Raw genomic sequence first — 19,206 nt, 5'->3', positions numbered from 1 at the left:
AGCCTTAGCAATTAGTGTCAATATACTAATTCGTTGCGCCTGCGATATGGGCGCTCGCGCGGTCCAATACCACAAGGTCGCGTTCCACCGAACGGCAACGGAAGCGGACCGTGTCGCCCTTGGTGTAGAATTCCACCCGAATTGTCTCGCCCGGAAAGACGGGCTTGCTGAAGCGGACTTCCATCGAGCGCAAACGCGCCGGGTCGCCGTCGCACAACTTGCTGATGACCGCGCGCGCCGCCAGACCCATGGTGCAAAGCCCGTGCAGGATCGGCCGGTCGAAGCCCGCCTTGCGCGCCGTCGAAGGGCTGGCGTGAATCGGGTTGAGATCGCCGCTCAGGCGATAGATCAGCGCGATCTGCGGCATGGTCGGAATATCCATGACCATATCCGGCTCGCCTTCGGGAAGCGGGGTCAGGCCCGGACCGGGATCGCCGAATCCGCCCTGGCCACCGTCGCCGCGCAGGAACAGCGTCTGGGTGACAGTCGCACAAAGCTGGTCATTGTCACGATCGTAGAGGCGCTTCTGCATCTTCATGATCGCGCCCTTCTCGGCGCCCTTGTCTTCGATGCTGAGAATCGAATAATCGCCGCGCATGTGGCCTTCCACGGGGATCGGCGAATGAATTTCAAAGGCCTGTTCCGCGTGCAGAACCTTGACCCAGTCGATCTCCAGCTCGGGCCGGTCGATCCAGAAACCGGGATGCGCGATGGTATTGCACATCGCCGGGACAGCCTTCAGACCCTTTTCATAAACGAACGCCAACTGTTCTTCGTCGGTCGGATCGCTGCCATAACCCAATCCGAGCGCGTACAGAATCGTCTCGCTCGCTTTATAATCATGATTCTTGTCGTCGAGCTTGAAACGCTGCAAAAGGTCCAGATTCACGATCGGTGGCTCCCCAACTGGCTTTAATGTTGACTTCGCCTTAGACCATTTAGGATTTAGGAACAAGAAAGGCGAGAAAGGTCGGGCATCGGCGTTGCCAGTGCCATATCGGCCTCTCCCTGCTTTCATGTTCCAGTGATCCGGAGAGTACAGGATCGCGATGGGCGGGGCCGGAAAACGCAACAATCGGGACGGTATATGAACGAGATTATCGACAGTGCGGAAATCGAAGCGCGGGCGTCGGCGCACGGGCTTGGCATGCGCCTCGCCCTCGCCCGGTCGATCCGGTCGCTGCTGGACGAATTTTCCTGTTCCATGGCCCCGGACGAGGTGTTGGCGGAAGCCGCGGCCAGTGTTCGTCGGGCGGCGCAGCTACTGGCCGATCAGCCAGGCAAGCCGGCCTATGTCCGCTCGATCGAGGGCGCGCTGACCGGCATGGGGACCCTGAGCGAACTTGGCCCGTTCACCGGCCGCCTTCACCCATTGACCCCGCCGTTCAAACTGATCCTGAGCGGCGACAGGGCGGAAGCCTTTACCACCTACAGCCATCCCCATGAGGGCGCGCCCGGCCTGCTGCAAGGCGGCTTCATCGCGGCGACGTTCGATGAATTGCTAGGCGTGGTGCAGTCTGGTGTGGTACGACTGACCGTCGATCTTCAGATTAGCTATCGCGCGCCCACGCCGCTCTATAAAGAACTTCGCTATACCACCTGGCTGGACAAGATCGACGGTCGTAAAGCCTATGTGAACGGGACGTTGCATGATGGCGATCGTCTTTGCGCCGAAGCGCGAGGATTATTCGTAGAGCCGCGAACATTGCCGTTTTGAATGATAATATGGCGGCGAACCGCTGCACCGCTGATGAGAGGATTGAGGATGACGACGCATACGACATATTGCCGCAATTGCGCCGCGGCTTGCGGCCTCCTGGTCACTGAGGAAGCGGGCGTCATCCAGGATATCCGGGGCGATCGCGATCATCCCGTCTCGCAGGGCTATTTCTGCATCAAGGGCGCCGCCACCCGCGATTTCCACAATGGCGAGGACCGGCTTTTGAGCAGCCGCCGCCGCAATGCCGACGGATCGTTCGAGGATATCGCCGCCGAAACCGCGATGGACGAGATTCATGCGAAGCTCAGCGCGATCATCGCCGAACATGGCATCGAGTCGGTCGCGCTCTATTATGGCACCGGCGCGAACTGCAATGTGCTGAGCGTACCGGCGGCGAAGGCGTGGATGGACGCGATCGGTTCGCCCTATCTCTTTTCCAGCATGACCGTCGACCAGTCCGCGAAATGGGTGACGGCGGGCCGCATGGGCGTCTATCTGGCGGGCAAGCCGCGCATTCCCGATATCGATGTGCTGATGATCGTCGGCACCAACCCGGCCGCCTCCCATGCCTGTTACGGCCTGCCTTCGGCCAATCCGATCAAGCATGTGCGCGATGCCCGCAAGACGGGCACGAAATTCATCGTCGTCGATCCGCGCAAGACCGAACTCGCGCGATCGGCCGACCTTCACCTGCCCGTGCGGCCGGGACAGGACCCGGCGCTGTTCGCGGGGATGATCCGCATCCTGCTGGAAGAGGGGCTGGAGGATAAGGCGTTCTGCGCCCGCTTCACCACCTCGGTCGACCGGCTGCGAGCCGCCGTCGCGCCATTCACCCCCGATCATGTCGCCGCCCGCACCGGCATCGATGTCGACACCCTGTATGAAGCGACGCGCATCTTCGCGAACGCCTCGCGCAAGGCGGCCGTCACCGGCACCGGCTCGGCGATGGCGCTCAATTCCAATCTGTCCGAACATCTGATCGAAGCATTTACGGCGCTCTGCGGCGGTTATCGCAAGGCAGGTGATCCGGTGCGCAACATGGGCTATTTCAGCGGCGACACGGCACCGGCCGAAGGCGTCATGCCGCCCAGCCGGACATGGGAATCGGGCGTCAAATTGCGCTCGGTCGATATCGGGCCACTATGCGGCGAATATCCGACCTCGCAGATTCCGGGCGAAATCATCGGCAATGATAAGGGCCGCATCCGCGCGCTCATCCATGTCGGCGGCAATCTGGTCAAGGCGCTGCCGGAACCCGATCGCACGATTCCGATATTGAGCCAGCTCGACCTGCTCGTCTCGCTCGACATGCGCGACAATGTGACGAGCCGGATGGCCGATTATGTCATCGCGACCAGCGGCCATTACGAACATCATGATTTCAACATCGCGCTCGAATATATGCTGCCCACGACCTTCGCGCAGATCGCCGAGCCGTTCCTGCAACGTCCCGCCGGCGTGATCGACGACTGGGAATTCTTCCGGGGCATGGCGGGCCGGATGGGCAAGCCGATGCACGTGCGGCGGCCGATCTACGGCCTCGCCCATCGCGATATTCCGGGGCCTGAACTGGAAATCACCGCACAGACCGAAGCGGAGGATATCCTGCGCTGGCTGGCGGACGGGGGCCGCAGCAGCTTCGACGCGCTTCAGGCCAATCCGGGCGGCGTGCACTTCGGCGATGCCGAAACGATCGTGCAGGCCGCCGCGCAGGACGATGGCGCCCGGCTGGACCTGTGTCCGCCCGATGTAGCGGCCGAAATCGCGGCGGTCTATGCCGCGACCGACGAGATTGCGGACTATCCCTATCGGCTGATCCCCCGCCGCCTGATCGAAGTCATGAACAGCGCCTATACGCAGGCCAGCCAGACGCGACGGCGCTTCCCGACCAACCCGATCTACATGAACGAACAGGATATGGCGCGGCTGGATCTCGCCGATGGCGGCGAGGTGCGGCTGACCGGCCGCACGGGTGGCGTCGTGATCGGCCGCGTGCGCAGGGATTCGGGGCTTCAGCCCGGCGTCATCTCGATGTGCCATGGCTGGGGCAACCCGGAAGTGTCGGGAGAACAGGACCCGGACGCTTTTTCGGGCCGCCTGGTGTCGCTCGACCGGGACCTCGAAGCCATCAACTTCATGCCGCGACAAAGCTCCGTTCCGGTCCAGGCGCAGAAGCACAACGCCTGACGAGCGCGTGATTGTGGATCGAATAGATATTTCGGATCAGATGGATAGCGTATGAAGTTCGGAATTTGTGGCAATGCATTGCTCGGTCATAACCCGACCGCTCGCGAGGTCATCCAGGCGGCGCAACTGGCTGAAAAACTCGGCTATCATTCGATCGTAGTTGGGGATCATGTCCTGACCCCGAACCAGTTCGACGATTCCAATTATCCGGCCGGAACGTTCGATTCCGCAGTGCCCTGGTATGATGTGTTCATCTTCCTCGCCACGATTGCGGGCGCGACGACGACCATCCGCCTCGGCACCGGCATTGCGGTCGTTCCCTATCGCCCGCCCGTCCAGCAGGCGCAGACCATCTCTACGCTGGATTTCCTGAGCGAAGGCCGGTTTTTCTATGGGGCCGGCGTCGGCTGGATGCGGGAGGAATTCGAAGCGCTCGGCATTCCGTTTCAGGAACGCGGACCGCGAACGGACGAATATCTGGAGGCGATGAAATCGCTCCTGTCGGGCACCGGCGAAGGATTTAACGGCCAGTTCGTTCAGTTCCCCGGCGTCCGCCTCAGCCCCCTGCCCGCCCAGAAGCCCCATCCGCCGATCATCATCGGCGGCGAGACCCAGCCCGCGATGCGGCGGATCGCGAAATATGGCGATGGTTTCTACATAAACTGGAAAACCGTGCCGGAACTGGAACGATTTCTCGCAGAACTGGCCGTCCATATGGCGACCAAACAGCGAGACATGTCGAGCCTGTACAAGCAGGTAGCGATCACCGACATCGCCTCCATCCGTGCGGAAAAGGACAGGCTGTCCGAATATGGCGCGATGGGTGTGGACGAGCTGATCTTCGTCCCCAAATGCCACTCCCCGCAAGAGGGACTGGACGTCATGAAAGCCTTTGCCGACGAATTTTTCTGACTTCCCGCCTCGCGGGCCGATGGAAATTTTATGCTCGCTTTACGGCGCTCGCCTCCTTTCCCCTTGGCGATCTAACGCTGCCTTCCCCTAATTGAGACGCTTCGATCCATTCGGAGCTTCATCATGCAGGACTTATACTGGCTGGCGCTGACCGGCGCGTTGCTGCTTTTCAGCGTCGGCTATGTCGCGCTCGCGGACCGGGCCTGAGCCATGGGCATCGACCTGTGGCTGGGCGCGCTGACGGCGCTGGGGCTTCTCCTCTATCTGATCGCGGTGCTGTTGCGCCCCGAACGCTTTTAGGAGGGCCAGGCGATGACTGTTGCCGGCTGGGCGCTGATCGGCGTCTTCATCCTGATCCTGCTCCTCCTCACCCGACCGATGGGGCAATGGCTGTTCCTGCTGTACGAAGGGCGGCGTACGCCCCTGCATGCCGTGCTTGGCCCGGTGGAGCGCGGTCTCTACCGGCTGTCGGGCATCGACCCGCAGGCCGAACAAAGCTGGCGGCGCTACGCGCTGCACATGCTGTTGTTCAACGCGGTGCTGGCGCTTTTCACCTACACACTGTTGCGCACCCAGACCTGGCTGCCGCTGAACCCGCTGGGTTTCGCCAACCTGCCCCCGCATCTGGCCTTCAACACCGCGGTCAGCTTCACCAGCAACACCAACTGGCAAAGCTATGCCGGGGAATCGACCATGTCGAACCTCAGCCAGATGCTGGCGCTGACCATCCATAATTTCACCAGCGCCGCCACCGGCATCGCGCTGGCCTTTGCATTGTTTCGCGGGTTCGCGCGGCGGCAATCCGCGACGATCGGCAATTTCTGGGCCGATATGACCCGCGTCACGCTGTATCTGCTGCTGCCGCTGTGCCTGATCTACACCCTGTTCCTGATCGCGAACGGCGTGCCCCAGACCCTGGCCGGATCGGTCGATGTCACGACGCTGGAAGGCGCGAAGCAGATCCTCGCCATCGGGCCGGTCGCCAGCCAGGAAGCGATCAAGATGCTCGGCACCAATGGCGGCGGTTTCTTTAACGCCAACAGCGCGCATCCGTTCGAAAATCCCAATGCGCTCGTCAATCTGGTCCAGATGCTCTCGATCTTCGTGATCGGCTTCGGCCTCGCCTGGTGCTTCGGCAAGGCCGTCAACAACACCCGGCAAGGCTGGGCGATCCTGAGCGCGATGCTGACGCTGTTCCTGATCGGCGCGACGGTCGCCTATTGGCAGGAAGCGGCGGGCAACCCTGTGCTGCATCATCTGGGCGTCGCTGGCGGCAATATGGAGGGCAAGGAAGTGCGCTTCGGCATCGTCGGCTCCGCCCTCTTCTCCGTGGTCACGACCGCCGCGAGCTGCGGCGCGGTCAATGCGATGCATGACAGTTTCACGGCGCTGGGCGGCATGATCCCGCTCATCAACATCCAGCTTGGCGAGGTCGTCGTCGGCGGCGTCGGCGCAGGGATTTACGGCTTCCTGCTGTTCGCCATCCTCGCCGTGTTCGTCGCCGGGCTGATGGTCGGCCGCAGCCCCGAATATGTCGGCAAGAAGATCGAGGCGCGCGAGGTCAAGCTCGCCGTGTTCGCCATCGCGGTGCTGCCACTCATCATTCTGGGCTTCACCGCGATCGCCGCCGTGCTGCCCGCCGGCCTCGCCGGGCCGCTCAACAAGGGACCGCATGGCTTCACCGAGATTCTCTACGCCTTCACCAGCGCGGTCGGCAATAACGGGTCGGCCTTTGCCGGTCTCACCGCCAACACGCCTTTCTATGACGGCCTTTTGGGGATCGCGATGTGGATAGGCCGGTTTTTCGTCATCATCCCGATGCTGGCGATCGCGGGCAGCCTTGCGGCCAAGAAATATGTGCCGGCCGGGGCGGGGTCTTTCCCGACCACGGGGGCGCTGTGGATCGGCCTGCTGATCGGCATCATCCTGATCGTCGGCGGCCTCACCTTCCTGCCCAGCCTCGCGCTTGGTCCCATCGCCGATCATCTCGCGATGATCCATGGCCAGCTTTTCTGAAAGGCCCGCAACATGGCGCGCTCTCAATCCCTCTTCACCGCTGAACTGATCGCCCCCACGATCGGGCAGTCCTTCCGCAAGCTCGATCCCCGGCAGCTCATCCGCAACCCCGTGATGTTCACGACCGCGACGGTCGCGACCCTGCTCACCGTCCTCCTGCTCGTCGGGCAGGACGGGCTTTCCGCTGCTTTTCAGATCCAGCTTGTCATCTGGCTGTGGCTGACCGTGCTGTTCGGCACGTTCGCGGAGGCTCTCGCCGAAGGACGCGGACGGGCGCAGGCCGCATCGCTGCGCGCGGCCAAGGCGGACCTGACGGCCAAGCGGCTGTTGGGGGTCGGCGACACTTATGAGGTAGTGCCCGCGCACTGGCTGCAAAGCGGCGAACTCGTGCTGGTGGAAACGGGCGATCTCATTCCGGGCGACGGCGAAGTCGTCGAGGGCGTCGCATCGGTCAATGAAGCCGCGATCACCGGCGAAAGCGCGCCCGTCATCCGCGAAGGCGGCGGCGACCGTTCGGCCGTCACCGCCGGAACGCGGGTGATTTCGGACCAGATCAAGGTGCGCATCACCGCCGAGCCGGGCCAGGGATTTCTCGATCGCATGATCGCGCTGGTCGAAAGCGCCGAACGCCAGAAAACGCCCAACGAGATCGCCCTCACGATCCTGCTCGTCGGCCTGACAATCATCTTCCTCATCGCCGTCGCGACCATTCCGGGCTTTTCCCGCTATGCTGGCGGATCGGTGCCGGTCGCGATCCTCGCCGCCCTGCTCATCACGCTGATCCCCACGACCATCGCCGCGCTGCTGTCGGCGATCGGCATTGCGGGGATGGACCGGCTGGTGCGCTTCAACGTGCTCGCCAAGTCGGGCCGGGCGGTCGAGGCGGCGGGCGATGTCGACACGCTGCTGCTCGACAAGACCGGCACGATCACGATCGGCGACCGGCAGGCGAGCGCGTTGCGTCCGGTGGGCGGTGCTTCGGTCGAGGCGCTGGCGGAGGCGGCGCTGCTCGCCAGCCTGGCCGACGAGACGCCCGAGGGTCGTTCGGTCGTGGCGTTCGCGCGCGAACAACATCGCGTGATGACGAGCACCCTGCCCGCCGATGCCCAGATCATCCCCTTCACCGCACAGACGCGCATTTCCGGCATCCAGACCGACAGCCTCATCATTCAGAAAGGCGCGGTGGATTCCATCCTGCGCGCCAATCCGGGGCTGGAGGGTTCGCCGGACGCCGCCGATTTGCGCCGGATCACCGACGAGATCGCGCGCGGCGGCATGACGCCGCTGGCGGTGGCGCGCAACGGCAAGCTGCTGGGCGCGATCGCGCTCAAGGATGTCGTGAAGGCCGGGGTTGCCGAACGTTTCGCCGAACTTCGCCGCATGGGCATCCGCACGGTGATGATAACCGGCGACAATCCCCTGACCGCTGCGGCCATCGCGGCGGAAGCGGGGGTCGATGATTTTCTCGCGCAGGCGACGCCAGAGGACAAGCTGGAGCTGATCCGCAAGGAGCAGCAGGGCGGCAAGCTGGTCGCCATGTGCGGCGATGGCACCAATGATGCACCGGCGCTGGCGCAGGCCGATGTCGGCGTGGCCATGAACACCGGCACGCAGGCGGCGCGCGAGGCGGGCAATATGGTCGATCTGGACAGCGACCCGACCAAGCTGATCGAGATTATCGGCCTCGGCAAACAACTGCTGATGACGCGCGGCAGCCTGACTACCTTTTCGGTCGCCAACGACGTCGCCAAATATTTTGCCATCATCCCGGCGATGTTCATCGTGCTCTATCCCGGCCTTGGCGTGCTTAACGTGATGGGGCTGGCGACGCCGCAGAGCGCGATCCTGTCCGCCATCATCTTCAACGCGCTCATCATTCCCGCGCTGGTGCCGCTGGCGCTGAAAGGCGTGACCTATCGCCCGATCGGCGCCGGGCCGCTGCTGGCGCGCAACCTGTCCATCTACGGCCTTGGCGGGCTGATCGCGCCGTTCGTCGGCATCAAGCTGATCGACCTTGTCGTATCCGGCCTCCACCTCGCCTGAAGGAACGCGCCATGAAAAATGATATTGTCTCCGCGCTGCGTCCCGCCATCATGATGACGCTGCTCATGGCCGTGCTGCTCGGCCTCGCCTATCCGCTGACGATGACCGGCATCGGCCAGACGCTTTTCGCGCATCAGGCGAATGGCAGCCTGATCGTGGATCGGGGCCATGCGGTCGGCTCCGAACTGATCGGGCAATCCTTCACCGCCGACCGCTATTTCCACGGACGACCGTCGGCGGCGGGCAAGGGCTATGACGGGCTTGCATCCTCCGGCTCCAATCTTGGCCCCACGAGCAAGGCGCTGGCCGACCGGGTCAAGGCCGATGTCGCCGCCGCGCGATCCGCGCCGAACGAGCCGGTTCCGGCCGATCTTGTGACAGCCTCCGCCTCGGGGCTGGACCCGCATATCAGCCCGGATGCCGCCTTGTTTCAGATGGATCGCGTGGCGCGCGCCCGCCATGTCGTCCCGGCCCGGTTGCGCGCGATGATCGCTTCGGTTCGTGAAGATGCTATATTGGGCTTCATCGGGGAGCCGCGAGTCAATCTGCTCGCGCTCAACCGCGCGCTCGACGCTCAATGGCCTGAGGATCGATCGCAGAAGGGAGCGCCGCACTGAACCCGTCCGAACCTGTCCGCGCCGATCCGCAGGCGCTGCTTCGTGTGGCCGCCCGTGAAAATCGCGGGCGGCTGAAACTGTTTCTGGGCGCGGCGCCCGGCGTCGGCAAGACCTATGAAATGCTGTCGGAAGGCGCGGCGTTGCTCCGCGACGGGCTGGATGTGGTGGTCGGCGTGGTGGAAACCCATGGCCGCCGCGAAACGGAGGCGCTGGTCCAGCCATTCGAGATCGTGCCGCGCCAGACCATCGACCATCGCGGACAGACGCTGACGGAAATGGATCTGGACGCCATCCTGATGCGGCATCCGGCATTGGCGCTGGTCGATGAACTGGCCCATACGAACGCGCCGGGCACGCGCCACCCCAAGCGCTGGCAGGATGTCGAGGAACTGCTGGCGGCGGGGATCGATGTGTGGTCGACCGTCAATATCCAGCATCTCGAAAGCCTCAACGATGTCGTCGCCTCCTTCACCAAAGTCCGCGTGCGCGAAACCGTGCCGGATCATATGCTGGAGCAGGCGGAGATCGAGATCGTCGATATTCCGCCCGACGAACTGATCGCCCGGCTCAAGGACGGCAAGGTCTATGTGCCCGAAGAGGCCAGCCGCGCGCTCGACCATTTCTTTTCCAAATCGAACCTGTCGGCGTTGCGCGAACTGGCGCTGCGGCAGGCGGCGCAGGCGGTCGATGCGCAGATGCTCGACTATCTGCGCGCCCATGCGCTGGGCGGCAGCTTCGCGGCCGGCGAGCGGGTGCTGGTGGCGATCAACGAACGGCCCGAGGCGGCGACGCTGATCCGCGCGACCAAGCGCCTCGCCGATGCTCTGCGCGCGCCATGGATGGCGATCCATATCGAAACCGGCCGATCCGCCTCCTATCAGGATGCCGACCGGCAGGCGCTGGCGCGAAACCTCGCCCTGGCCGCGCAACTGGGTGCGACGACGCAGAGCGTGCCCGCGACCAACATCGTGCAGGGACTGACCGACCATGCGCGCGACATCCGCGCGACCCAGATCGTGCTGGGCAAATCAGAGCGTAGCTGGTGGTTCGAACTGCGCCACGGATCGGTGGTCGACCGGGTGGTCCGGCGGGCGCAGGGGCTTGCCGTCCATGTGCTGCCAGTCGGCGGAGCGCCGATATCCCGCGCCCGGCGGGACTTTAAGCGCACGGTCGATGCACGGCCCTATCTGGCCACCGTCGCCATGGTCGGGCTTACCGCCCTGTTCGGCCTTGGCCTGATGCGCCTGCTCGACATCGCCAACATCGCGATGCTGTTCCTGCTCCCGGTGCTGGCGGTCGCGAGCCGTTTTGGTCAGCGGCCCGGCCTGTTTGCGGGCCTGCTGTCCGCGCTCGCCTATAATTTTCTGTTCCTGCCGCCGCTTTACACCCTGTCCATCGGCAATCCCGAAAATGTCGTAGCCTTCGTCGCGCTGTTGACGGTAGCGCTGGTGACGAGCCACCTCGCGTCGCGCATGCGGGCGCAGGCTGACCTCGCCACCCGTTCGGCGCGACAAAGCGCGGCGCTCGCCGGGTTCGCGCAGCGCATCGCCGGGGCAGGCAATGCGGTGGAGCTGGCCCAGTTGGTCTGTGCGGAGATCGGACGACTGATGCATGTCGACACCATGTTGTTCACCCCCTCCCCGCTCGGCGCCGCGCTCACGGCGGCCCTGCCGGAACATGCGCAACCCGCACAGCTCGATCTGGCGGCGGCGAACTGGTCGCTCGAACGGGGCGTGCCGGCCGGGCGCGGATCGGATACGCTGACCGCATCGGACTGGCTGTTCCAGCCGATCCGCAAGGGCGACCGGACCTTGGCCACCTTGGCGCTGGCCGATCCCGACGGCGCGCAGGCGGTCAGGGCGGACGAGCTGCCCCTGTTGATGAGCCTGCTCGATCAGTCCGCGCTCGCCTTCGACCGCATGGAACTGGCCGACGCGATGCGGGAGCTGGACGCCGTGCGCGACCGCGACCGGCTGCGCGCTGCTTTGCTTTCATCGGTCAGCCATGATCTGCGCACACCGCTGACGACCATCATGTCGTCGATCGCCGAACTGCGCGAGCATGGCGCGGGACCCGGCCCGGTAATCGACGCGCTGGAAACCGAAATCCATCGGCTGAACCGCTTTATCGCCAATCTTCTCGATATGGCGCGGGTGCAGGCGGGTGCGATCCGGCTGGCGATCGAACCGGTCGATCTGGTCGATGCCGTGACCGCAGCGGCGCATGATGTCCGGCAGGTGCTGAGCGGCCATGACATCCGCCTCGACATGCCGCCCGACCTGCCCATGGTCCGCGCCGATCCGCAACTTCTCCATCACATCATGATTAATCTGCTCGATAATGCCGGGCGCTATGCCGATCCCGGCACGCCGATCACGATCGCGGGTCGCCGGTCGCCCGATGGCCTGACGCTTTCGGTCCGTGATGAGGGCGAGGGGCTGGCGGAAGGCGCCGAACAGGCGGTGTTCGAAATGTTTCGGCGCTTCGACGGCTCCGATCGGTCGCGCGGCGGGACTGGTCTCGGCCTCGCCATCGCACATGATTTCGCGGCGGCGATGCATGTGGATATTCGGGCGGAACGGCTGGTCGACCCTTCGGGCGCGAGCTTTACGCTGGCCTGGCCCGACCGGCTGGTCGTGCGCATACAGGATGAGGCGGACCAGTGAAGATTTTGGTTATCGACGATGAGCCGCATATCCGCCGGCTTCTGTCTGCCGCGCTCCGCCGCGCGCAGCATGATCCCGTGGAGGCGCATGACGCCGCCAGCGGCCTGCATGCCGCGAGGGTCGAACGCCCCGACCTGATCCTGCTGGACCTTGGCCTGCCGGATCGCGACGGGCTGGAACTGATCCCGCTGCTCAAGGCGGCGGGCGATGCCGCCCTGCTCGTCATCTCCGCGCGTGACGCGACCGAAGAGAAGGTAGCGGCGCTCGATCTGGGCGCAGATGACTATGTGACCAAGCCGTTCGATACCGAGGAATTGCTGGCCCGGCTCCGCACCGCGTCGCGCCATCGTGCATCGCGGGCGAGTGACCAGTTGGCGGCAGGCCCGGTGACGATCGATCTGGGCGCGCGGCGCGTCCGGCGCGATGGCGTGGAACTGCACCTTACCCGAAAGGAGTTCGCGCTGCTCGCACTGCTCGCCAGTCATCCGGGCCGGGTTTTGACCCACCGGCAGATATTGCACGACATCTGGGGACCGGCGCACGAACAGGATATCGAATATCTGCGCGTCGCGATGCGCAGCCTGCGGCAGAAGGTCGAGGTCGATCCGGCCCGGCCGCGCCTTTTGGTCAACGATCCCGGTGTGGGCTATCGCCTCGATCTTTAAGGCGCGGTCAGCCGGGCAGGAGACCCGCGCCCCGAAAGCTCTCGATCAGCGAGTCATAAATCCCCGCATCACAACGGCTTCTCGCCATAAGCTGCGCACCGATGATAGCTGCATAAATGGCGCGCGCCCTCGCCTGCCCATCGCCTTCGATCAGGCCAGCGGCGGATAATCGACCGGCCAGCCACGCCACATGAACGTCCGTGAACGCCTGCACCTCGACCTTCACCGCGTCGGGCAGATCATCATATTCGGTGGCCATGAAACTGGCGAGACACATGCGGTTATCATTCTCCAGCGCCGCCCGGAACAATATGGGATATCGGCGCAACGCCTCGACTGGATCGCCAGTTTCGTCCGTCAGCGCCTGCAATGCGGCCGCCGCATCCTCCCGATACCGTCGCGCCACCGCCGCGCCCAGATCCGCCTTGCCGGGAAAATGATAGTGGACGCTGGCCGCCTTGATGCCGACATGCTCGGCCAGATCGCGGAAATTCAACCCGCCATAGCCATGCGCCTGCGCCGCGCGCCGGGCCGCGTCGAGGATCAACTCCCGCCTGTTCTCGTTCATTCCCATATCCCGCCGGGCACCTTTCCACGAAAAGGCAAATAAGCATTTGACGCCCTTATCATCCTAGCCCTATTTCTGTCTACCAAGTGGCAGGTAGATTGGAGACGACATGAAGATTCACGATTTTCCGCTAGGTCCCTACCCCGCGCGCGTGCGCATCGCGCTCGGCGAGAAGGACATGGCGTCGCGGGTCGAGTTTGTGACCGTCGATCTTCGCACCGGGGAGCATAAAGCGTCCACATTTCTGGCGAAAAACTATTCCGGCACCTTGCCCGTGCTGGAACTGGACGATGGGACCTTCATCGCGGAATGCACCGCGATCACGCAATATTTTGACACGCTCGATGGTAAACCCACGCTTACGGGCGTGACACCGCGCGAACAGGGCGTCATCCACATGATGAACAAGCGCGCCGAAATCGAGCTGCTCGATGCCATCAGCGTCTATTTTCATCATGCGACGCCGGGCCTTGGGCCGCACGTCGAAATCTATCAGAATGCGGAGTGGGGCCTGTACCAGCGGGACAAGGCCATAAGGGGCATGCGCTATTTCAACGACATTCTGACGCGGCAGCCCTTTGTCGCCGGCGACAGTTTTTCCATGGCGGATATCACCCTCATCGCGGGGCTGATCTTCGCGGACGCCCTGGAATTTGCCATCCCCGCCGAGTGCGACACATTGCTGGCATGGTATAGGCGGATGCAGGAGCGCCCCAGCGTGAAGAACCGCATCGCCATATCAGAGGGGACAGAAGCGGAGGCGTAAAGCGATCTTTCGGAGGCAGGCTCTTAGTCATATAGCGCAAAAATATTCGCATAATGGCTGGTGGAGCCTGCCTCCCTCAACACGGGACTGAGGATGGGCATGACGCCGATGTCGAACAGCGCCTCGATACCGTCCCGCACCGTCGAGGGCGTCCCGAAAAGCGCGATGTTCCTGAGCCAGGCTTCGCTCAGCAATTGGGGCACCCGGTCCTGCTCGCCCCGAGCCAGGGCGGCTTCCACGGCGTCCATCTCTTCGACATAGCCGACAGACCGCCAGTAATTGCGATAATTTTCCAGCCCGACATAAAAGGCCTGGCTCTGCCGGATGACCTCCAGCGCGACCGCGGGATCGTCATCGATGACGGTCGGAATGGAATTGGCGACGATAAAACCCGCATCACGGCGCTCGGCCGGAATGCGGGCGACCCGAGCCGCAAGGTGCATGCGGCAGGCGCGTGAGGTGACGACCCCGTCGGCGATTTCCACCGCAAGGTCGAACATCCGGCCGCGAAGCGCCGCCATCACGATCGGCGGCTGCGGCCCGCTCCCTTCCGCTGCGGCGCGCAGAGCGGCCACATAAGCGCGGCAATCCTCAAGCGGCCGACCCGGCTCGATCCCGTAGGATTTGTTGGACAGGGCATGCCCCACCCCGATCCCCAAACGAAATCGTCCGCCACTTACTTCATGGATATGCGCCCCCGTTTCCGCGAGCGACAAAGGCAGGCGATGATAGATCGGCTGCACCGCGGCCATGACGGCGATCGATCCGGTCGCATGCAGGATAGATTGGGCCATCGCCACGCAATCCCCGCTGCTCGGACAGGAAATAAGGGAAAATCCCCGCCGCTCAATCTCGCCAGCAAGATCTATGATCTGCCTTCGATGCCCGATAACCGACGATACGCCCGTTCCAAAACCTGGCATCCTCGTCATTCCACAGTCCTTCCAAAGGCTAGCAAGCCGAAACAGAGAGGGGGCATAGCCCCAAAGCACCCCATCCCTATCAATATACAAAATTTACCAGAAGCCCCGTCAGAAACTATGCCTATCGGTAAAGCCGTTGCGCGAACAATTCGACGCGATTATGCAGCGTCATGCGATTGGATGATTGCCACAATATTGATGATTTTCGGCGTCTCGCCAAACAGCGGCTGCCATGGCCGGTATTTGATTATATCGATGGCGGCGCGGATGACGAGAGCAGCAAGGCACGCAATACGGCCGCCTATGATGATTTTGACCTTGTGCCCAATGTGCTGGCCGGCGTCGCGGAAATAGATAGCTCTGTCACTATCCTCGGGCGCAAGAGCGCGCTGCCGCTCATCCTCTCGCCAACGGCCCTCCAGCGCATATTCCATTGGCAGGGTGAGCGCGCGGTGGCGAAAGCTGCCGAGAAATTCGGTTTGTGGTTCAGCGTTTCCAGCCTTTCGACCGTGAGCATCGAGGAAGTGTCCGCGATGGTTACGGGTCCCAAACTGTTTCAATTCTACTATCACAAGGATCGCGGCCTGAACCGCTCCATGCTCGAGCGATGCAAAGCGGCCAATTTCGATGCGATCGCCCTCACTGTTGACACGATCGTGGCCGGCAGGCGAGAACGTTGTGCCAGAAGCGGTTTCACCTCGCCGCCACGCTTCACCTTATCATCTGCGTTATCCTACGCGATCAAACCACGTTGGGCGCTCGATTATCTGTTCCGCGAAAAATTCGCGCTTCCCAATCTGGACACCCATGTTCGAGAGGGCACGGACAAGCCGGTTTCGGTCGCCGACTACATCAATGGCATGCTCGACCCGTCCATCGACTGGAAAATGGCGGAGGAATTGCGCGAAAGCTGGGGCGGAAAATTCTGTCTCAAAGGTATCATGAGTGCGGGCGACGCCAGACGTGCCGTCGAAATCGGCGCGGATGCGATCATGCTATCCAACCATGGCGGGCGCCAACTCGACGGCAGCAGGGCGCCTTTTGACCAATTGCCCGAAATCGTCGACGCTATTGGCGGTGAGATCGAGATCATCTGCGACGGTGGAGTACGGCGCGGCACCCATATATTAAAATCGCTGGCAGCGGGGGCTGATTGCGCCTCTGGCGGCAGACTCTATCTCTATGCGCTCGCCGCAGCAGGCCAAGCTGGCGTGGAACGTGCGATTGGACTTCTGAAGGACGAGATCGAACGCGGGATGCGCCTAATGGGGGTGACCAGAATCGATCAACTCAACAACAGCCAGCTACGAAAGCGCAACTAACTGCAATCAGTCGTTGCGGTGAGGCTTACCGCGTACTGACGGTTTAACGGTCACATGGTCAAGCTTTGCGAGCAGATCGGCGAACAAATCGTCACTTTCCTGCAAGGGGAAATGCCGTGTGAACTGGCGTCCCAACATTTCCAGGTCTCGCTCACTCAGCAGTCCGACGGCAATAATTCGGTCGCGCATGGCGTTCTCCCAATCACTTAACCGACGACAACCGCTTGAGTGCCAAGGATTTCACATATGAAAGGAAAATGTCTGGACTTCCGGCGGGGCCGGCACGCAATCTCAGGATGAGCCTGTATCGGTTGCCCCATGCGCGCCTTCGAACACCGCCAATTGACCTGCAAAAGCACGTTTAAAGGCAGGTCGCGCTTCTCCGCGGGCGACATAGGCCAGCAGATTGGGATAACGGGTTAGCATGTCGCCTCCGCCCAACCGGCGCAGCACAGCGATCATCATCAAATCGCCTGCACTGAATATATCGTCGTCAAGCCAGTCAGCTTCGCCGAGTCGTTGGGATAATTCGCCCAGCCGGCCCTGGACGCGCTCCTCCAGACCGGGCAGGCGATCGGCGAACCAACTCTTCTTGCGGTCCAGCATTCTGGCCATCCCCCAATCGACGATGGGCGGCTCCATGGTGTTAAGCGCGGCGAACATCCACATGACCGCCCGAGCCCGCGCATCGGGGTTTTCCGGCAAAAGCCCGCCATGCCGCTGCGCGACATGCGATACGATTGCTCCTGATTCAAAGAGGGTAAGGTCATCTTCCTGATAAGCGGGGATTTGACCGAATGGGTTGAGCGCCCGGTAAGCTGGCTGCTTCAGCTCTGCCAACGATATCAGACGGACGTCATAAGGCCGCCCCACCTCTTCAAGCGCCCAGCGAACCGGCATATCGCGCGCCAGCCCACGACCACGATCGGGAGACCGACGAAATACGGTGATGGTAATCGTCATCCTGCCCCCCTGACGCGTCCTCAGCCGAGGGCTGACCATCTTCATGACGGTCGCCCTCGACGAGGCTTTGATGCTTAGGCGGGCGCCGTTCCCGCCCGGTTTAGCGCAATGATATCGTCATGAGTCAGGCTGTCGGCCTTTGCGAAAACTTCCTTGATCAATGCTTCGCGATATTTCGGCGCTTCGGTCTTGTTGGCGAGGGTCAGGGCGTTTTGAAGCTCCTCCCGGTTGAGTTCGGTGCAATAGGCAGGCGTGCCGGGCTGCTGACGCCAGGACTCGGCGAGGCTGCCAGCATCGACCGGATCGAAGCCCGCATCATCGACCAACTGGATGGCGATCGCCTTGCCACGCGCATCATCGCCCGCCACCGGCATCGCGATCCGGCCTGCGCTGCCTTTGGGCAAGGCTCTGGCCGCCTGGGTGTGAGCAAGGGCGGCATTAAACGCCTTGATGACCGGCCGGCCGATTTGCTCGCTTACCCAGACGCTCTCCGGCTTGCCGGCCTCCAGTTCCTCGACCGAACCATCACGGAACGGATAATAGTTGCCCGTGTCGATGATCGTGGCATCGGGAGAGACGCCCTGAAGCAGACCTGCCAGTTCGGGGATAGCGAGGGTCGGGATAGAGATAACAACCGCGTCGACGTCCTTGATCACATCGTCCAGCTCGACCGCGGTGGCACCGGCGTCCGCGACTTTCTCGCGAATGGCATCGCGTCCCTGCGCGTCCGCGACCCGAACCTCATGACCTGCCCCAGCGAGGTTGCGGGCGACGCTAGATCCAATATTTCCAGCGCCAATAATGCCGATTTTCATCGCTTTTTCCTATATTATGATGGGAAGACGGATCATTATCTAAGCTTGGCCATAAGGTTCTTCAAGCGCCGCGCCGCCTCCAACGCACGGCTATCCTAAATCTTGCAGGGCTCAACGGATTCACTCTTTGCGCGCTGCGGGACTGGCAGGCATGCGGGCAAATCGCTATCGATTACCGGCCCGTTCAAAAATTCAGGTTGTCATGCGCGATAATAGTGCCCTTCCCGCCGATGTCATGCCGCTCGCCGAGATTATGGCGCGCCTTCGCGATCCCGAAAATGGCTGTCCCTGGGACACAGCTCAGGATTTCCGGTCGATCGCTCCTTATACGATCGAGGAAGCCTATGAGGTCGCGGATGCGATCGAGCGCGATGACATGGCGGCGCTGCGCGACGAACTGGGCGATCTGCTGCTTCAGGTGGTATTCCACAGCCATATGGCGCAGCAGACAGGGCATTTTACATTACAGGACGTGATCGACGGGATCACCGCGAAAATGATCCGCCGACACCCCCATGTCTTCGATAGGGAAGCGCAGGCAATAGGCGGCGCGGGCCAGTGGGAAGCCATCAAGGCAGCTGAGCGCGCCGAAAAGGAACCGGACCCGAGCGCCCTTGCTGGCGTCGCCCGTGCTCTGCCCGCACTGCTCCGTGCGGAAAAGATTCAGAAGCGCGCCGCGCGTACTGGCTTCGACTGGCCCGACACGGTTGGCGCGGTCGCCAAGATCCATGAGGAAATGGACGAGCTCGCGGCAGCCGCTTCTCCCTCCGAGCGCGAAGAGGAAGTCGGCGATCTGCTGTTCGCGGTCGTCAATCTTGCGCGCCATCTCAAGGTCGATCCGGAAGTTGCGCTCCGGGCGGCCAATACGAAGTTCGAGATGCGTTTCAGGGCGATGGAAGCAATCGCCGCAGAGACCTTCCAAGACCTGTCGCTAGACGACAAGGAATCGCTATGGCGACGGGTTAAGCGGGAAGCTAATAAGGCAGGCTGATCCGTGCTAAGTCTCCGCAGGGCTGGCGAATG

Annotated in this window: 18 protein-coding genes; 12 read left to right on the top strand and 6 right to left on the bottom strand. The window is 62.7% G+C overall.

The window, feature by feature from the left end; genetic code table 11:
• Window positions 1–25 precede the first annotated feature (25 nt).
• The gene (locus ACODSN_RS09715; protein WP_489054964.1) at window positions 26–889 is read right to left on the bottom strand and encodes a MaoC family dehydratase; all 864 of its coding nucleotides are present in this window, start codon (window positions 887–889) and stop codon (window positions 26–28) included.
• Between the two features lie 198 nt (window positions 890–1,087).
• On the opposite strand from ACODSN_RS09715, the gene ACODSN_RS09710 reads away from it, so the two are divergent.
• The 9 genes from ACODSN_RS09710 (at window position 1,088) to ACODSN_RS09670 (ending at window position 12,826) form a co-directional block, all read left to right on the top strand.
• A complete protein-coding gene (locus tag ACODSN_RS09710; RefSeq protein WP_489054963.1) occupies window positions 1,088–1,717 on the top strand; it encodes a PaaI family thioesterase in 630 nt (209 codons plus the stop codon).
• A 48-nt stretch (window positions 1,718–1,765) separates the two neighbouring features.
• On the top strand, window positions 1,766–3,907 hold the full coding sequence (locus tag ACODSN_RS09705) for a molybdopterin-containing oxidoreductase family protein (protein WP_489054962.1): 2,142 nt from the start codon (window positions 1,766–1,768) through the stop codon (window positions 3,905–3,907).
• Between the two features lie 51 nt (window positions 3,908–3,958).
• Complete coding sequence (locus ACODSN_RS09700; protein WP_489054961.1) at window positions 3,959–4,819, top strand: TIGR03619 family F420-dependent LLM class oxidoreductase; 861 nt, start codon at window positions 3,959–3,961, stop codon at window positions 4,817–4,819.
• Between the two features lie 210 nt (window positions 4,820–5,029).
• Entirely contained in the window at window positions 5,030–5,119 is a 90-nt protein-coding gene (kdpF, locus tag ACODSN_RS09695; protein ID WP_489054959.1) for a K(+)-transporting ATPase subunit F, read from the top strand.
• A 12-nt stretch (window positions 5,120–5,131) separates the two neighbouring features.
• On the top strand, window positions 5,132–6,835 hold the full coding sequence (gene kdpA, locus ACODSN_RS09690; protein ID WP_489054957.1) for a potassium-transporting ATPase subunit KdpA: 1,704 nt from the start codon (window positions 5,132–5,134) through the stop codon (window positions 6,833–6,835).
• Between the two features lie 12 nt (window positions 6,836–6,847).
• Window positions 6,848–8,878 (top strand): potassium-transporting ATPase subunit KdpB, encoded by a 2,031-nt coding sequence (gene kdpB / locus ACODSN_RS09685; protein WP_489054956.1) that lies wholly within the window; start codon window positions 6,848–6,850, stop codon window positions 8,876–8,878.
• 11 nt (window positions 8,879–8,889) lie between these two features.
• Entirely contained in the window at window positions 8,890–9,495 is a 606-nt protein-coding gene (gene kdpC / locus ACODSN_RS09680; RefSeq protein WP_489054955.1) for a potassium-transporting ATPase subunit KdpC, read from the top strand.
• A 44-nt stretch (window positions 9,496–9,539) separates the two neighbouring features.
• A complete protein-coding gene (locus ACODSN_RS09675) occupies window positions 9,540–12,161 on the top strand; it encodes a DUF4118 domain-containing protein (RefSeq protein WP_489054954.1) in 2,622 nt (873 codons plus the stop codon).
• The gene (locus tag ACODSN_RS09670) at window positions 12,158–12,826 is read left to right on the top strand and encodes a response regulator (protein ID WP_489054952.1); all 669 of its coding nucleotides are present in this window, start codon (window positions 12,158–12,160) and stop codon (window positions 12,824–12,826) included. Before ACODSN_RS09675 ends, ACODSN_RS09670 begins: the two co-directional genes overlap by 4 nt.
• Window positions 12,827–12,833: 7 nt before the next feature.
• Here ACODSN_RS09670 and ACODSN_RS09665 read toward each other — a convergent pair whose 3' ends face one another.
• On the bottom strand, window positions 12,834–13,394 hold the full coding sequence (locus tag ACODSN_RS09665; RefSeq protein ID WP_489054950.1) for a TetR/AcrR family transcriptional regulator: 561 nt from the start codon (window positions 13,392–13,394) through the stop codon (window positions 12,834–12,836).
• Window positions 13,395–13,503: 109 nt separating this feature from the next.
• Between ACODSN_RS09665 and ACODSN_RS09660 the strand changes: the two genes are divergently transcribed.
• A complete protein-coding gene (locus tag ACODSN_RS09660; protein WP_489054949.1) occupies window positions 13,504–14,160 on the top strand; it encodes a glutathione S-transferase in 657 nt (218 codons plus the stop codon).
• 23 nt (window positions 14,161–14,183) lie between these two features.
• Here the strand turns inward: ACODSN_RS09660 and ACODSN_RS09655 are convergent, their stop codons facing one another.
• Complete coding sequence (locus ACODSN_RS09655; RefSeq protein ID WP_489055089.1) at window positions 14,184–15,083, bottom strand: LLM class flavin-dependent oxidoreductase; 900 nt, start codon at window positions 15,081–15,083, stop codon at window positions 14,184–14,186.
• 170 nt (window positions 15,084–15,253) lie between these two features.
• Between ACODSN_RS09655 and ACODSN_RS09650 the strand changes: the two genes are divergently transcribed.
• The gene (locus tag ACODSN_RS09650) at window positions 15,254–16,405 is read left to right on the top strand and encodes an alpha-hydroxy acid oxidase (RefSeq protein WP_489054948.1); all 1,152 of its coding nucleotides are present in this window, start codon (window positions 15,254–15,256) and stop codon (window positions 16,403–16,405) included.
• Between the two features lie 6 nt (window positions 16,406–16,411).
• Here the strand turns inward: ACODSN_RS09650 and ACODSN_RS09645 are convergent, their stop codons facing one another.
• The 3 genes from ACODSN_RS09645 to ACODSN_RS09635 all read right to left on the bottom strand — a co-directional run bounded on the left by ACODSN_RS09645 (window position 16,412) and on the right by ACODSN_RS09635 (window position 18,183).
• A complete protein-coding gene (locus tag ACODSN_RS09645; RefSeq protein WP_489054946.1) occupies window positions 16,412–16,594 on the bottom strand; it encodes a hypothetical protein in 183 nt (60 codons plus the stop codon).
• 102 nt (window positions 16,595–16,696) lie between these two features.
• Window positions 16,697–17,368 carry a glutathione S-transferase family protein gene (locus ACODSN_RS09640; protein ID WP_489054944.1) on the bottom strand — a complete coding sequence of 224 codons (672 nt, stop codon included), beginning with the start codon at window positions 17,366–17,368 and terminating at the stop codon, window positions 16,697–16,699.
• 74 nt (window positions 17,369–17,442) lie between these two features.
• Window positions 17,443–18,183 carry an NADPH-dependent F420 reductase gene (locus tag ACODSN_RS09635; protein WP_489054943.1) on the bottom strand — a complete coding sequence of 247 codons (741 nt, stop codon included), beginning with the start codon at window positions 18,181–18,183 and terminating at the stop codon, window positions 17,443–17,445.
• A 202-nt stretch (window positions 18,184–18,385) separates the two neighbouring features.
• Here ACODSN_RS09635 and mazG point away from each other — a divergent pair, with 202 nt between their 5' ends.
• Complete coding sequence (gene mazG / locus ACODSN_RS09630) at window positions 18,386–19,174, top strand: nucleoside triphosphate pyrophosphohydrolase (RefSeq protein WP_489054941.1); 789 nt, start codon at window positions 18,386–18,388, stop codon at window positions 19,172–19,174.
• The last annotated feature ends 32 nt before the right edge of the window (window positions 19,175–19,206 follow it).

The sequence above is a fragment of the Sphingobium sp. FG11 genome (assembly GCF_057809915.1).
The sequence above is the reverse complement of the archived record's forward strand: the minus strand, read 5'-3'. Positions and strand labels throughout refer to the sequence as shown.